Source organism: Nocardioides sp. Z38_18 (genome assembly GCF_058215695.1).
Window position 1 is genome coordinate 1,618,157 of the sequence record NZ_JBZAJE010000002.1, and the last position, 13,548, is coordinate 1,631,704.

The following is a 13,548-nucleotide window of genomic DNA, read 5'->3' on the forward strand; positions in this document are numbered from 1 at the left end:
AGGGCCGGGAAACCTTGCTGGCCCCCGACTCGTTGACAGCCCGCGCGAGCGCGTGTGACGGTGATCACACCCCACAACTGCCACGAACTGGCGGACTCCGGCCGCCAGATGGAGGGCCAGATGACCGACGCACCCGACATGACCGAGCTGCTCAAGGACGCTCCCACCAACTGGGGGAAGTGGGGTGACGACGACGAAGTCGGGGCGCTGAACTACCTCACGGTCGATGAGGTGATGCGCGGTGTCCGGCACATCACCTCGGGCACGGTGTTCACCCTCCAGCGCCTGATCGGCGACCCCAAGGGCGACCCGGTGTGGCCGGGGCGGACCCCGGCGGAGAAGACGATGGTCCTCGACGAGTCCAGCTGGGACAGCGACGAGGCGCCCGCGTTCCCGGGCGGGCTGCACTACGCCGACGACAAGATCTCGGCCTTCCTGCAGGGCTCCACGCAGTACGACGCCCTCGGTCACGTCTGGTACGGCGGGCAGATCTGGAACGGCTACGAGGCCCGCACCACCGTCGGGGGACTCGACAAGGCGAGCGTCGCGCCCATCGCCGAGCGCGGCGTGGTCGGTCGCGGGATCCTGCTCGACATGGCGCGGTTCCGCGGCAAGGAGATGCTCGACAAGGCCGAGACCTTCAACCACGAGGACCTGATGGCCTGCGCGGAGTCTCAGGGCGTCACGATCGAGCCGCACGACATCCTGGTGATCCGCACCAACTTCCTCCAGCAGTTCTTCGAGCTCGGTGACGCGTTCTACGAGGACTTCTGCGAGGCCGGGCTGGTCTACAGCCCGGAGCTGGTGCAGTGGTTCCAGGACATGGAGATCCCGAACCTGGTGACCGACACGATCGCCAACGAGGTCACCTACGACCCCAACAACGGCACCGCGCTGCCGCTGCACTGCGCGTTGATGCGCAACCTCGGGATCACCCTCACCGAGATCTGCGACCTCGAGAAGCTGGCGGCCTCCTGCGCCGAGGACAAGCAGTACACCTTCCTCTACGCCGCGGCACCCCTGAAGGTGCACGAGGCCAGCGGCTCACCGGTCAACCCCCTCGCGATCAAGTGAGTGTCTACGACGACCGCCCGTGGCTGAAGCTCTACCAGGACGGCGTACCCACTGACCTCGAGCAGGAGTACGCCGACATGCTTGGGCTGTTCGGGGCCACGGTGGCCCGGGACCCCGAGGCGGTCGCGATCCGCTACTTCGACACCGACCTCACCTTCGCCGACCTCGACCGGCGGTCGGACGCGCTCGCGGTTGCCCTGGGTGAGGAGGGGTTCGCGGCAGGGGACCGGCTGGCGGTCTACGTGCAGAACAACCCTGCGTTCGTGCTCGGGCTGCTGGCCGCCTGGAAGGCCGGCGGTTCCGGGGTGGCGATCAACCCGATGAACAAGTCGCGCGAGCTGACCTACCTCCTCGCCGACTCCGGTGCCACGGCGATGCTCTGCCTCGATGACCTGTGGCGTGACGTCGGCCGCGGGGTCGTGGACGCCGACGAGGTGCGGGTGCGCACGGTGATCACCTGCTCGGCCCTCGACGGCCAGGGTCGCGACGACGAGCGGCTGTTCGGGGGGATGGAGCGCATCCGCGACGAGCAGACCTCCGACCTGTCCCAGCTCCTCGAGAAGTACGACGGACAGAGCCCGCCGCCCGTCTCGATCAAGGGCGAGGACGTCGCGATGCTCACCTACACCTCGGGCACCACGGGGGTCCCGAAGGGGGCGATGAACAGCCACGCCAACCTCGCGTTCAACTCCCAGGTCTACCGGGACTGGATGGGCCTGGGCCCCGACGACTCCGTGCTCGGGATCGCGCCGCTGTTCCACATCACCGGTCTGGTCGGGCACGTCGGGGTCGCCCTGCTCACCGGATGCCCGCTGGTGCTGGCGCACCGGTTCGAGCCCGGCGTCGTGCTGGACACGATCCGGGAGCAGCGCCCGACCTTCACGGTCGGGGCGATCACGGTCTTCATCGCGCTCGGAGGCATCGAGGGGTCGGACCGCGACGACTGGTCGTCGTTTCGGACCGTCTACTCCGGCGGAGCCCCGATCTCCCCGGCGGTGGCGAAGTCGTTCCAGGAGAAGACCGGTCTCTACATCCACAACATCTACGGGCTGACCGAGACGAACTCGCCCTCGCACGCGGTCCCGCGGGGCGTCGAGGCGCCGGTGGACCCCAACACCGGAGCGCTCTCGGTGGGCGTGCCGGTGTGCAGCACGGTCGTCCGGATCCGCGACGAGGAGGGCAACGAGGCCCCGGTCGGCGAGCTCGGCGAGATCTGCACCTCGGGGCCCCAGGTGATCGCCGGCTACTGGGACAAGCCGGAGGCCACCGAGGAGTCACTGCCCGGCGGGGAGCTGCGCACGGGCGACGTCGGGTTCATGGACGAGCAGGGGTGGTTCTACCTCGTCGACCGCAAGAAGGACATGATCAACGCGTCCGGCTACAAGGTCTGGCCCCGTGAGGTCGAGGACGTGCTCTACGGGCACCCGGCCGTGCGGGAGGTCGCCGTCGTGGGTGTGGCCGACGAGTACCGCGGGGAGAGCGTGAAGGCCTTCGTCTCCCTGAAGCCCGGCAAGCAGCTCAGCGAGGAGGAGCTGATCGCCTGGGCGAAGGAGCAGCTGGCGGCGTACAAGTACCCGCGGTCGGTCGAGTTCGTCGACGAGCTGCCCAAGACCACCACCGGCAAGATCCTGCGCCGCGAGCTGCGCGACCAGCTCGGTTGAGGCGGCAGCCCTCAGGTGCGGGAGGCGTGCCTGGCGAGGAAGCCGAGTTCCACGGCGAGGACGTTGGTGTGGTCGGCTCCGCCCTCGTAGACGTCGTAGTGACCGCCTGCACTGCGGTAGAGCTCGCCTCGCGGAGCGCGTGCCGCTGCGCGCAGGGCCGGAGCCACCGGCGCCATCGAGTCGGACTCGGCCACCACGAGCAGCAGCGGGCAACGAGCATGCCGGGCGCGGCGAACCGGTCGGGCGAAGCTCACGTCGAGCAGGCTGCGGGCGGTGATCCGGTTCGGCCAGGGTGATCCGTCACGAGGGGCGATCTGGGCCTGTCCGGGGAGACCGTCAGGTGTGGTGATGACGCCCTGCTCGCCGGGTGCCGCGATCAGGGTCAGGTAGCGCGGCTCACGGCCCAGGGCTGCGCCCACGCGGTCCCGCACGGCCGAGGCGGTGAGGCGGAGCCCGGTGATCGGCGCGATGTTCACCATGCCTGCGACCCCGTCGACGAGCGGGCACTGCGCGATCGCCCCGGCGAGGCCGTCCTCGGAGGCGGCGAGCTCGAGCACGTGCATCCCTGCGAAGGAGGTGCCCCACACGAAGACCGCCGCCGGGTCGACGTCGGGCAGGGTGCGCGCGTACGCCAGCGCGCTGCGGTAGTCCTCGAGCTGTTCCCTGATCGAGAGCATCTCGCGGGGTTCCCCGCCGGATGAGCCCCAGTGTCGGTAGTCGAAGGTGAGGGCGACGTGACCGGCTGCGGCGAACGCCTCGGCGAAGGGCGCCAACCCCGCTGCCTTGACCCCGCCGATGCCGTGCGCCAGGACCACGACGGGCAACCGGCCCGAGGGCGGCGCGGCCGGACGGTGCACCCAGGAGTGGAGGGGGACCCCGTCGACTCCCTTGAAGGTGTGGGTCTCGCGGGTCGTCGCGGTGGTCGTCATTTCATTACGTTACGATGCGTAAACTATGGTGGTCAAGAGTGGTCGGCCAAGGGACGCACGCATCGACGAAGCGGTGCTGCAGGCGGTCTGCGAGCTCCTCGCGGAGGGCGGGTACGCCGCCGCGACCCTGAGCGCTGTCGCGGAACGTGCCGGCACCACGAAGCCCACGATCTACCGCCGCCACCGCAACGCGGCCGAGCTGGTCGTCGCGGCCCTGGTCGGGCGCTTCGGTGCTGACCCGACGCGCGACACCGGGACGCTGCGCGGCGACCTGGAGGCGCTCCAGCGCCATCAGCGTGACCTCTTCGTGGACCCCGTCGTGACCGGGGCACTGCCCGGCCTCCTCGTGGCCCTGCGGGCCGAGCCTGCTCTCGCCGATGCCTTCGTGGACACGTTCCTCGAGCCCCGACGGGCCGCGACCGCGGCCATCCTGCGCCGGGCCGCGGATCGTGGCGAGATCGCGCCGTACGACGACTGGGAGTGGATCTGCGACCTGCTCACCGGACCGATCCTGATGAGGGCCGTCCTGCCCGGCCTGCCGCCGGTTGACGACACCATCGTCGACCGCACCGTCGAGGCGGCGCTGGAGTCGCTCTCGGCGAGACCCTCGGGGTGAGCCGTGCGCACCCGGGTTCGGGTCAGCTGCCCGCCTCGCGTGCGGCCGCGACGACCGCGGTCGCGGCGGTGACCCACCGCTCGGGGAAGCGCGCTGGATCGGCGAGCCAGGCCAGCAGGCTCTCGACGGCCCGGTCCACTCCCGCGAGCTCGTCGGCGACGGCCGCGACCAGGAGTGAGCCGGCCTCGGGCACCCCGGTCACGGGGGCCGGGTCGACGCGACGGTCGAAGTCCCGCACGAGTGCCGAGGTCGTCTCCGCGTCCAGGCGGCTGAGTCGCTCGTCCCGGAGCACCACCGAGACGCGGCGCAGCTCGTCGTACGCCGCCGGACGGTCGGGCAGGCCCCGGACCAGCTCGGAGTGCAGCACGGCGAGGTGCTCCTCCAGGAGCCAGCGGGGCATCCCCCGAGCTGCGAGCAGCGCACCCAGCCAGCGCAGCTGGCCCTCGGCAATGTCTCGGGGCTGTGTGACCAGGGTGACGATCCAGGCACTGTCGCTCTGGGTGAAGCGCCGCCCTCGCTCGCCGTACCTGCGTTCGTAGTAGGCGAAACGCCGTCGGCTCTGCTCCCCGGCGCGCAGAGCCGCCCGGAGCTCCCCGGGGTCGACAGTGACGTGGTGGTGGCCCGCCTCGGGGTTGAGGACGTCCACCGGCCAGGCGTCGTCCGGGCCCGTGGAGCCGGCCGCCACCGCAGCCACCGTCGCGTCAACGCGCTCCGCGACCTGGTCGAGATATTCAGGCTCCTGGCCCGGTCGATCAGCCATGGGTACGACTATTCCTTCTCGCAGAGGCGCACGCCATGGGCTGCGGCTGGGGTTGGGGCTGGCACTGGCTCGCCTGGTGAGGGCCTCTCAGGTGAGCAGGTTGATCTCGAAGGTGTAGCGGCTGGCCGCGTAGATGTGGGTGCCGTACTCGACCGCGACGCCCCCGTCGTCGTAGGTCACGCGCTGCGCCGTCACCAGCGCGCTGCCGCGGGGCTCGTCGAGCAGCCGGGCCTCGGCGGCGGTGGCGGTCCGCGCGCCGAGCGTCTGGGTGGCCGAGTGCAGGGAGATGCCCTGCTGGCGAATCAGGTCGTAGAGGCCGTGCTCGACGAGGTCTGCCTCGTCGAACCCGGCGACCTGCTCGGGCAGGTAGTTGGTCAGCCGGGCGATCGGCTCGCCGTCGGCCCGGCGCAGCCGGACCAGTCGCAGGACGGTGGTGCCCTCGGGGACCTCGAGACGCTCGGCGACCGTGTCGGCCGCCTCCACCCGGTCGAAGGCCAAGAGCTCGGTCGTGGGCGTCCGGCCGGCACGGGCGAGGTCGTCGTGGAGGCTGGAGAGCTCCAGCGACCGCCGCAGCTTGGGCTGCACCACCCGGGTGCCGATGCCGCGCCGGCGTACGACGAGGCCCTTGTCGACGAGGTGCTGCATCGCCCGGCGCATGGTGGGCCGGGACAGGCCGAGCGAGGCCGCGAGGTCGACCTCGTTCTGGAACAGGGTGCCGGTGGGGATGGCACCGGACTGGATGGCGTCCTCGAGGTGCTGCGCCACCTGGAAGTACAGGGGGACCGGGCTGGTGCGGTCGACCGCGAAGCGGGGCAGCGAGTCGACACGGGGAGCTGACACGGACATGGAGCTCATTATGTCAGAACTAACTGTCAAAGGCTGAGGGTGTCGCAAGCACCGTCACACGAGCAGCAACGCCGCCGCGGCCGCGGAGAACAGCAGGGCCGCGACCTCGAACTGTCGCTGACGCAGGCGTCCCAGCACCCCGATCCCCACCGCCGCGCCGAGGAGGAGTGCCGGGACGAGGGTCGCGTCCCGGGCGAGCGTGGCCGGGGTGATCACTCCCACGCCCGCGCTGAACGGCAGCTTCGCGAGGTTCACGATCAGGTAGAACCAGGCGCCGGTGCCGACCAGCTGGACCATCGGCAGGCCGGCCCGGACGAGGTAGACCGTGGTCACCGGGCCCGCGGCGTTCGCCGTCATCGTGGCGAACCCGGCGCCCGCGCCGGCCGCGACCGTGGTCAGCCGGTGCGGCCGTACGCCGGCCAGGGGTGCCGTGCGACGGGTGAGCTGGCCCAGCTGCAGCACGCACATCACCAGCAGGATGACGGCGATCGTGCGCCGCATCACCTCGTCGTCGACCACGTGCAGGAACCACGCCCCCAGCAGGAGGCCCGGTGCCACCCCGGGCAGCAGTCGCCAGATGGTGCTCCACCGGGCGTGCCGGCGGTACCAGGTGACGGCGACGAGGTCGCCGCACACCAGGAGGGGGAGCAGGGCGCCGGTCGACTCCCGGGCCGGGAGCACGGCGGCGAAGATCACCACGGCGACCGACCCCAGCCCGCTGACGGCCGTCTTGGCGATGCCCACCAGCACCGCAGCTGCCGCCAGCCACAACCACCCGCCGAGCGTCAGCTCAGCGGGCCCCACTGCTGCCCTGCGACTGGGTCTTCTTCTGGGGTGCCTTCACCACGAGGACGGGGACGTTGGCCTCCAGGATGATGGTCTGCGCCACGCTGCCGAGCAGCGCCTTGCCGACCGGGGAGCGCCGCCGCGCGCCCAGGACGAGGAGGTCCGCCCGGGTCCGGTCGGCGAGGCCGACGATCAGCTGGCCGATGTCGTCTCGGCTCCCGGTCGCGAGGTGGAGCTGCCAGCTGATCTCCACGTCCTTGCCCACCGCCCGCTCGATGTCGTCGGAGACACCCGCGCGGTAGGCGTCCTCGCGGTCGGCGTCGATCCCGGAGTCGACCACGTGCAGCACGGCGAGGTCGGTGCCCCGGAACACCGCCTCCTGGACCGCGTGCGACAACGCGAGGCGAGCGGTCTCCGAGACCTGGTGTGCCACCGCGACGGTCATCGGTGCAGCTCGTGGGAGAGCTCGGTGAGCTCGTCGCCGCCAGCCATCTGACGCGTCAGCTGGTCGAGGGTGACCTCGCTGCGCTTCTTGTCGAGCACCGCCTCACCCAGCTTGAGGATCACGAAGTGGTCGCCGACCAGGTGGGCGTGGTGGGGGTTGTGGGTGATGAACACGACGCCCAGGCCCGCGTCCCGGGCTGCGGCGGTGTACTTCAGCACCACCCCGGACTGCTTGACCCCCAGCGCGGCCGTCGGCTCGTCGAGGATCAGCACCCGGGCGCCGAAGTACACGGCCCGGGCGATGGCCACACATTGCCGCTGGCCGCCGGAGAGCTCGCCGATGGGCTGGTCGATGTCCTTGACCACGATGCCCATCTTGCGGAGCTCCTCGTCGGCGATCCGCTTCATCTCCTTGACCTTCAGGCCCGAGAGCGGGACCCGGCTCTTGGTCAGCTCGGAGCCCAGGAAGAAGTTGCGCCACACCTCCATCAGGCTGACCACCGCCAGGTCCTGGTAGACGGTCGCGATCCCGTGCTCCAGGGCCTCGCGCGGTGAGGAGAAGTGCACCTCCTTGCGGTCCACCTCGAGGATGCCCTCGTTGTAGGGGTGCAGGCCCGAGATGATCTTGATCAGGGTCGACTTGCCGGCTCCGTTGTCACCGAGCACGCAGGTCACCTCTCCCGCGCGGACGGTCAGGTTGATGCCGCGCAGGGCCCGGATCGCGCCGTACCTCTTGCCGACGTCCTTCATCTCCACCAGGGGCTCGCCCTGGCTCAGCGTCTCGTCGGCGTGCTCGGTGATGGTGTCGGTCATGGCTAGGCCACCTTCCTGGTGGTCGAGAGCTTCTTGACGTAGAGGTTGACGAGGACCGCGAGCAGGAGCATCACGCCGAGGAAGGCGCGGAACCAGTTCGGGTCCCAACCGGCGTAGACGATGCACAGGCTGGTCATGCCGAAGATGAACGAGCCGATCGCGACCCCGATGGCGTTCCCGTAGCCGCCGGTGAGCAGGGTGCCGCCCACGACCGCGGCGATGATGTAGAGGAACTCGTTGCCCACGCCGTTGCCGGCCTGGATCGTGTTGAAGTTGTAGAGCGTGTGCATGCCCATGAACCACGCCAGGAAGCTCACGGTCATGAACAGGCCGATCTTCACCGCGGTCACCGGTACGCCGACGGCGCGGGCGCTGGCCTGGTTGCCGCCGACCGCGTAGATCCAGTTCCCGATCTTGGTCCGCAGCAGCACCCACGAGGCGATGGCCACGAACAGGAACCACCAGATGACGATGATGCTCACGCGCACCGAGCCGACCTCGAAGGAGGAGGCGAAGACCTTCTGCAGCTGGTCGTAGCCGTTCATCTGGTTGATGTTCGGGGTGGAGACCGAGCCGGTGACCAGCTTGGTCACGCCCAGGTTGGCGCCCTGGAGGACGAAGAACGTGCCCAGGGTGATCAGGAAGCTGGCGATGCCGGTCTTCATCACCAGGAAGCCGTTGAGGAACCCGATCGCCAGCGCGACGACGAGGCTCAGCACCGCGCCGACCCACAGGTTGAGGTTGTACTGGTAGGAGAACATCGCGTTGAACAGGCCCGCGGTGGTCACCATGACGCCGGCGGAGAGGTCGAACTCCCCGCCGATCATCAGCATGCCGACGGCCACGGCCACGATCCCGATGGTGGCGCTCTGGTAGAGCACGGTGGCCAGGGACTCCGCCGAGCGGAAGGGCGGCGCCACCACCAGGAAGAAGATGCCGATCACCACCGCGGCGACGAGGGCACCGATCTCGGGGCGGGCCAGGAGCCTGTTGGTGAAGCTGAGCTGGACCCGGTTCGATGCCTCGGTCGGGGCGGCCTCGGCGGCCGGTCTTTCAGACGTCTGACTCATGAGTTCCTCCGTGGTTCGGTTGGTGCGGGTGGCCGGCCGTGGTGGCCGGCCACCCGCGGGGCGCCTACCGGGTGCCCTTCTGCGCGAACGGGAGGATGGTGTCGATGTTCGACGCGTCGACGAACGAGGGGCCGGTGAGGACCGGTCCACCACCGCCGATGTCGTTCCCGTTCTTCCGGTTGAGGTACAGCGAGGTCACAGCGAGGTAGCCCTGGACGTAGGGCTGCTGGTCGATCGAGAACTCGATCTTCTTGTCCTTGATCAGCTGGGCCGCGTCGGCGTTGAGGTCGAAGGTGATCAGCTTCGCCTTGCTGCCGGAGGCCTCCTTCGCCTTGATGGCGTCGAGGGCGATCGGGGCGCCCAGCGTCACGATGTAGTCGATCGACTTGTCCTGGGCCAGCTTCGCCTGCAGCGAGGAGACCACCGCGGAGTCGTCGGCACCGTTGACCTGGATGTTGGTGGTGCCCGGCGCCTTGGACTTCACGCCGGCGCAGCGGGTCTCCAGCGCCACCGAGCCCGAGGCCTGGATCACGCACAGCGGCTTCTGGCCGCCGTCCTCGACGATCCGCTGCCCTGCCGTCTCACCGGCGAGCTCCTCGTCGGAGCCGAAGTACATCGAGGCGCCGAGGTCCTTGTACTGGTCGATGCCCGAGTTGAACGCGACGATCGGGATTTCGGCGCTCTCGGAGGCCTTCACCGACGACGCCAGGGCGTCCGGGGTGGCCAGGGTGGTGGCGATCCCGTCGACCTTCGAGTCGATGGCGTTCTGGATCAGCGTCGCCTGCTTGCCCGGGTCGGGGTCGTTGGCGTACTTCAAGGTGATGCCGTAGTTCTTCGCCGCCTGCTGGGCCCCCGACTTGATCTTGTCCCAGAAGGTGTCGCCCGGCGTCTCGTGGGTGATCATCGCGATCGTGTAGCCGGAGTTGTCGCCGGCGCCACCGCTGGCCTCGGAGCTGTCGTCCTCCATGTCCGTGCGGCCACCGGAGGCGCAGGCGGACAGGATCACAGCGAGCACTGCCCCCACGACGAGGGGACCGCCTCTTCGGGCTCGGGTCTGCTTCATGGTCGGTGTTCCTTTCCTCGAGGACCGCAGTGCCCCGGCGCGGGGCTGGAGTGTGTCTTCCGTCACAGCCTCGTCCCGCCCAAGTTGGCTTGTCAAGACTTTGTTCTAACATACTTAAGTTCGGAGCATGTGGAGAAGTTTGCTAGGCCGACAGAATGTAAGAACAAACCCTTGACAGCACTCCGGCTCCTCGGTGGAATGGGTGTGACGCGGGGCACACCTCGCCCGTACCCGCCCACGCACCACCCGGACAAGCTCGGAGCAGCCATGTCAGACCTCTCCAAGATCCGCCTCGGCACCGCGCCCGACTCGTGGGGCGTCTGGTTCGCCCGCGATCCCCACCAGGTCACCTGGGACGTCTACCTCGACGAGATCGCGGCGGCGGGCTACCTGTACACCGAGCTCGGTCCGCAGGGCTTCATGCCGCAGGACCCCGCGCAGCTGAAGGAGGAGCTGGCCCGGCGCGACCTCACCGCGTGCGGAGGGACGGTCTTCGCCGGCCTGCACCGGGGGAAGGAGGCGCTGGAGACGGCGATCGCGGAGTTCAGCCAGGAGGCGGCGCTGCTGGCGGCGGTCGGGGCGCAGTACCTCGTCCACCTTCCGGAGCAGTACACCGACCAGCACACCGGGGCCGCCTCCGGGTCGGGAGAGCTCGACCCGGAGGCGTGGCACGACCTGGTCTCCGGCACGAACGAGCTGGCCAAGGTCATCGCCGGCGAGTACGGCGTGAACCTGGTCTTCCACCCGCACGCCGACACCCACGTCGACACCCAGGACCGGATCGAGCGCTTCCTGGAGGACACCGACCCGCAGCTGGTCAACCTGTGCCTCGACACCGGCCACGTCGCCTACTGCGAGGGCGACAACGTCGAGATCATCCGTCGCTTCCCCGAGCGGATCACCTACGTGCACCTCAAGTCGGTGGACCCCGTCGTACGGGCTCGGGCGCTCGCGGAGCGGATGCCGCTCTCGGAGTCGGTCAAGCTCGGGATCATGTGCGAGCCGCCCTACGGGGAGCCGGACATGCCGCCGCTGCTCGACGAGCTCGGGAGGCTCGACCGCGAGATCTACGCGGTGATCGAGCAGGACCTCTACCCGGTCGAGCCGCACATCCCCCTACCCATCGGTGCACGCACCGCCGGCTACTACGTCGGCTGCGGTCTCGGTCCCGTCCGCCGCTGGCCCTACTGAGACCGCGGATCGATGAAGGAGCGCCAACCATGAGCCTCGACGTCGGCGTCATCGGAACCGGGATGATCGGCCGCGACCACGTCCGTCGACTCACCAAGGTCGTCTCGGGGGCGGACGTGGTCGCGGTCAGCGACGCCGACGAGGTCGTCGCCAAGGAGGTGGCCGCGGGGCTGCCGGGCGCGCGGGTGCACGCCACGGGCGAGGAGCTGATCGCCGACAGCCGGGTGCAGGCGGTGATCGTCTGCTCCTGGGGGCCGACGCACGAGCAGTACGTCGTCGCGGCCATCGAGGCGGGCAAGCCGGTCTTCTGCGAGAAGCCGCTGGCGACCACCACCGACGCGTGCCGCCGGATCATCGATGCGGAGCTGGCAGGTGGCCGCCGCCTGGTGCAGGTCGGGTTCATGCGCCGCTACGACGCGTCGTACCGAGCGCTGAAGCGCGTGATCGACTCCGGCGCCGTGGGGGCGCCCCTCATCTACTACTCCGGCCACCGCAACCCGTCGGTGCCCGACCACTACACGCGGGACATGGCGATCGTCGACACCGCCGTGCACGACTTCGACGTGACGCGGTGGCTGCTCGGCGAGGAGCTCCGGGCGATCCGGGTGGTGGCGGCGAAGCCGAACAGCCACGGGGGCGACCTGCAGGACCCCCTGCTGATGATCCTGGAGACGGAGTCGGGCGTGCTGGTCAACGTGGAGACCTCCGTGAACATCCGCTACGGCTACGACATCCGCGGCGAGGTGGTCGGGGAGGACGGCACCGCCGCGCTGGCCGACACCGGGCAGGTGGTCCTGCGCCGCGACAACAGCGCCGGCGTCGCGGTCCCGGCGGACTGGCGTGAGCGGTTCGTGGCGGCCTACGACGTGGAGTTCCAGGAGTGGATCCACGAGGTGGCCGGCGGGGTGCCGCTGACCGGCCCGAGCTCGTGGGACGGGTACGCCGCGCAGCAGGTGTGCGACGCCGGCGTGCAGTCCCTCTACGGCGGGGAGCGGGTCGAGATCGTGCTGGGCGAGCGGCCCGGCCTCTACCGATGACCACCGTCCGACCCTTCCCTCGTCACCAGCAGGAGGAACCGCGATGACCCACCCCATCGACCCCATCGGTGTCGCCGTGATCGGCGTCGGCATGGTCGGACGAGCGCACGCCGCCGGCTACCGCACCGCCGGGACCCTGTTCGACCTCGACCGTCCCGACACCCGCCTCGTCGCGGTGGCGGACGCGCACGCGCCCTCGGCCGCCGACGCGGCCAAGCGGTTCGGCTACGAGAGGGCGGAGACCTCCTGGGAGGCCGTCGTGGACGCGCCCGACATCGACGTGGTGAGCGTCGCCGTCGCCAACGACCTGCACCGGGAGGTGGTCGAGGCGCTGCTCGCTGCCGGGAAGCACGTCCTGTGCGAGAAGCCGCTGGCCCCCTCGGTCGAGGACGCCAAGGCGATGGTGGCCGCGGCCGAGGCCGCCGATACGCACGCCGGCATCGGGTTCACCTTCCGCCGGGCGCCGGGGATCAACGCGATCCGCGAGCAGGTCAGCGCCGGTTCGATCGGGCAGGTGCGCCACTTCAACGGCCACTACTGGTGCGACTACGGCCAGGACCCGGGCAACCCGATCAGCTGGCGCTACCGCGGCGGCCCGGGCAGCGGTGCGCTCGCCGACATCGGCAGCCACCTGATCGACATCGGCGAGTTCCTCTGCGGGCCGATGACCAGCGTCAGCGGCGCCGTCTTCGCGACCTTCACCGACCAGCGGCCGGTGCCCCTCGGTGTCACCGTCGGCCACGCCGGCGGCGCGGTCAGCGACGAGCTGGCGCCCGTGGAGAACGAGGACATCGCCACGTTCACCGCCACGTTCGCCAACGGTGCCGTGGGGACCTTCTCGGTCTCGCGGGTCGCCCACGGCCTGCCGAACGGGCTCGGCTTCGAGGTGTCCGCGGAGGTCGGCTCGGCGGCGTACGACCTGGGCCGGCCCGGGGAGTTCACCTTCGCCGACCTGGGGCCGGACGGGCTCGTGAACGGCCCCCGGCAGGTGCTGCTCGGTCCCGGGCACCCCTATCTGGCGCGCGGTCTGCCGATGGACTTCCCCTCGGTGGGGCACGGGCAGAACGACTTCTTCGCCTGGCAGGCGCGTGCGTTCCTCGACCAGGTCGCCGGGCTCGACCGGCTGCCGCCCGTTCCGACGCTGCGGCACGGCCTGCACAACCTGGAGATTCTCGCCGCCGTCACCCAGTCCGCGCTCCACGGCGGCCAGGCCGTCTCCCTGGCCTGACGTCACCCCACCAAGAGAGAGGTTGGCCGC

14 protein-coding genes are annotated in these 13,548 nt (G+C 70.1%); 6 read left to right on the top strand and 8 right to left on the bottom strand.

Annotation, left to right across the window (positions count from 1 at the left end; genetic code table 11):
• Positions 1–120 precede the first annotated feature (120 nt).
• Positions 121–1,074, top strand: a complete 954-nt coding sequence (locus AC4BGC_RS18870; RefSeq protein ID WP_490557121.1) for a cyclase family protein — start codon at positions 121–123, stop codon at positions 1,072–1,074.
• Positions 1,071–2,735 carry a class I adenylate-forming enzyme family protein gene (locus AC4BGC_RS18875; RefSeq protein WP_490557122.1) on the top strand — a complete coding sequence of 555 codons (1,665 nt, stop codon included), beginning with the start codon at positions 1,071–1,073 and terminating at the stop codon, positions 2,733–2,735. Before AC4BGC_RS18870 ends, AC4BGC_RS18875 begins: the two co-directional genes overlap by 4 nt.
• Before the next feature lie 11 nt (positions 2,736–2,746).
• Here AC4BGC_RS18875 and AC4BGC_RS18880 read toward each other — a convergent pair whose 3' ends face one another.
• Positions 2,747–3,664, bottom strand: a complete 918-nt coding sequence (locus AC4BGC_RS18880) for an alpha/beta hydrolase (protein ID WP_490557123.1) — start codon at positions 3,662–3,664, stop codon at positions 2,747–2,749.
• A 25-nt stretch (positions 3,665–3,689) separates the two neighbouring features.
• Here AC4BGC_RS18880 and AC4BGC_RS18885 point away from each other — a divergent pair, with 25 nt between their 5' ends.
• The gene (locus AC4BGC_RS18885; protein ID WP_490557124.1) at positions 3,690–4,280 is read left to right on the top strand and encodes a TetR/AcrR family transcriptional regulator; all 591 of its coding nucleotides are present in this window, start codon (positions 3,690–3,692) and stop codon (positions 4,278–4,280) included.
• Between the two features lie 22 nt (positions 4,281–4,302).
• On the opposite strand, the gene AC4BGC_RS18890 is transcribed toward AC4BGC_RS18885, so the two are convergent.
• From AC4BGC_RS18890 to AC4BGC_RS18920, 7 genes are all read right to left on the bottom strand, one after another.
• Complete coding sequence (locus AC4BGC_RS18890) at positions 4,303–5,040, bottom strand: hypothetical protein (RefSeq protein ID WP_490557125.1); 738 nt, start codon at positions 5,038–5,040, stop codon at positions 4,303–4,305.
• Between the two features lie 87 nt (positions 5,041–5,127).
• Positions 5,128–5,886 carry a GntR family transcriptional regulator gene (locus AC4BGC_RS18895; protein ID WP_490546846.1) on the bottom strand — a complete coding sequence of 253 codons (759 nt, stop codon included), beginning with the start codon at positions 5,884–5,886 and terminating at the stop codon, positions 5,128–5,130.
• Positions 5,887–5,940: 54 nt separating this feature from the next.
• Positions 5,941–6,690, bottom strand: a complete 750-nt coding sequence (locus tag AC4BGC_RS18900; RefSeq protein WP_490546845.1) for a sulfite exporter TauE/SafE family protein — start codon at positions 6,688–6,690, stop codon at positions 5,941–5,943.
• Positions 6,677–7,117, bottom strand: a complete 441-nt coding sequence (locus AC4BGC_RS18905; protein ID WP_490557126.1) for a universal stress protein — start codon at positions 7,115–7,117, stop codon at positions 6,677–6,679. The genes AC4BGC_RS18900 and AC4BGC_RS18905 overlap by 14 nt, the downstream gene beginning before the upstream one ends.
• On the bottom strand, positions 7,114–7,929 hold the full coding sequence (locus AC4BGC_RS18910; RefSeq protein WP_490546843.1) for an ATP-binding cassette domain-containing protein: 816 nt from the start codon (positions 7,927–7,929) through the stop codon (positions 7,114–7,116). Before AC4BGC_RS18910 ends, AC4BGC_RS18905 begins: the two co-directional genes overlap by 4 nt.
• A gap of 2 nt (positions 7,930–7,931) precedes the next feature.
• Positions 7,932–8,999, bottom strand: coding sequence for an ABC transporter permease (locus AC4BGC_RS18915; RefSeq protein WP_490546842.1), 1,068 nt, complete (start codon positions 8,997–8,999; stop codon positions 7,932–7,934).
• 64 nt (positions 9,000–9,063) lie between these two features.
• Positions 9,064–10,062 (bottom strand): substrate-binding domain-containing protein, encoded by a 999-nt coding sequence (locus AC4BGC_RS18920; protein ID WP_490546841.1) that lies wholly within the window; start codon positions 10,060–10,062, stop codon positions 9,064–9,066.
• Positions 10,063–10,329: 267 nt separating this feature from the next.
• Between AC4BGC_RS18920 and AC4BGC_RS18925 the strand changes: the two genes are divergently transcribed.
• Genes AC4BGC_RS18925 through AC4BGC_RS18935 form a run of 3 tightly spaced genes read left to right on the top strand, consistent with a single transcriptional unit; the run spans position 10,330 to position 13,518 of the window.
• On the top strand, positions 10,330–11,253 hold the full coding sequence (locus tag AC4BGC_RS18925) for a TIM barrel protein (protein WP_490557127.1): 924 nt from the start codon (positions 10,330–10,332) through the stop codon (positions 11,251–11,253).
• A gap of 29 nt (positions 11,254–11,282) precedes the next feature.
• Entirely contained in the window at positions 11,283–12,290 is a 1,008-nt protein-coding gene (locus AC4BGC_RS18930; protein ID WP_490557128.1) for a Gfo/Idh/MocA family oxidoreductase, read from the top strand.
• 43 nt (positions 12,291–12,333) lie between these two features.
• Positions 12,334–13,518 carry a Gfo/Idh/MocA family protein gene (locus tag AC4BGC_RS18935; RefSeq protein ID WP_490557129.1) on the top strand — a complete coding sequence of 395 codons (1,185 nt, stop codon included), beginning with the start codon at positions 12,334–12,336 and terminating at the stop codon, positions 13,516–13,518.
• Positions 13,519–13,548 lie beyond the last annotated feature (30 nt).

Bases quoted from the DNA above. Each gene is read 5' to 3' on its own strand.
- AC4BGC_RS18930 (WP_490557128.1), top strand. From the start codon at position 11,283: ATGAGCCTCGACGTCGGCGTCATCGGAACCGGGATGATCGGCCGCGAC.
- AC4BGC_RS18895 (WP_490546846.1), bottom strand. From the start codon at position 5,886: ATGTCCGTGTCAGCTCCCCGTGTCGACTCGCTGCCCCGCTTCGCGGTC.
- AC4BGC_RS18935 (WP_490557129.1), top strand. From the start codon at position 12,334: ATGACCCACCCCATCGACCCCATCGGTGTCGCCGTGATCGGCGTCGGC.
- AC4BGC_RS18870 (WP_490557121.1), top strand. From the start codon at position 121: ATGACCGACGCACCCGACATGACCGAGCTGCTCAAGGACGCTCCCACC.
- AC4BGC_RS18925 (WP_490557127.1), top strand. From the start codon at position 10,330: ATGTCAGACCTCTCCAAGATCCGCCTCGGCACCGCGCCCGACTCGTGG.
- AC4BGC_RS18910 (WP_490546843.1), bottom strand. From the start codon at position 7,929: ATGACCGACACCATCACCGAGCACGCCGACGAGACGCTGAGCCAGGGC.
- AC4BGC_RS18920 (WP_490546841.1), bottom strand. From the start codon at position 10,062: ATGAAGCAGACCCGAGCCCGAAGAGGCGGTCCCCTCGTCGTGGGGGCA.
- AC4BGC_RS18905 (WP_490557126.1), bottom strand. From the start codon at position 7,117: ATGACCGTCGCGGTGGCACACCAGGTCTCGGAGACCGCTCGCCTCGCG.
- AC4BGC_RS18880 (WP_490557123.1), bottom strand. From the start codon at position 3,664: ATGACGACCACCGCGACGACCCGCGAGACCCACACCTTCAAGGGAGTC.
- AC4BGC_RS18885 (WP_490557124.1), top strand. From the start codon at position 3,690: ATGGTGGTCAAGAGTGGTCGGCCAAGGGACGCACGCATCGACGAAGCG.
- AC4BGC_RS18915 (WP_490546842.1), bottom strand. From the start codon at position 8,999: ATGAGTCAGACGTCTGAAAGACCGGCCGCCGAGGCCGCCCCGACCGAG.
- AC4BGC_RS18890 (WP_490557125.1), bottom strand. From the start codon at position 5,040: ATGGCTGATCGACCGGGCCAGGAGCCTGAATATCTCGACCAGGTCGCG.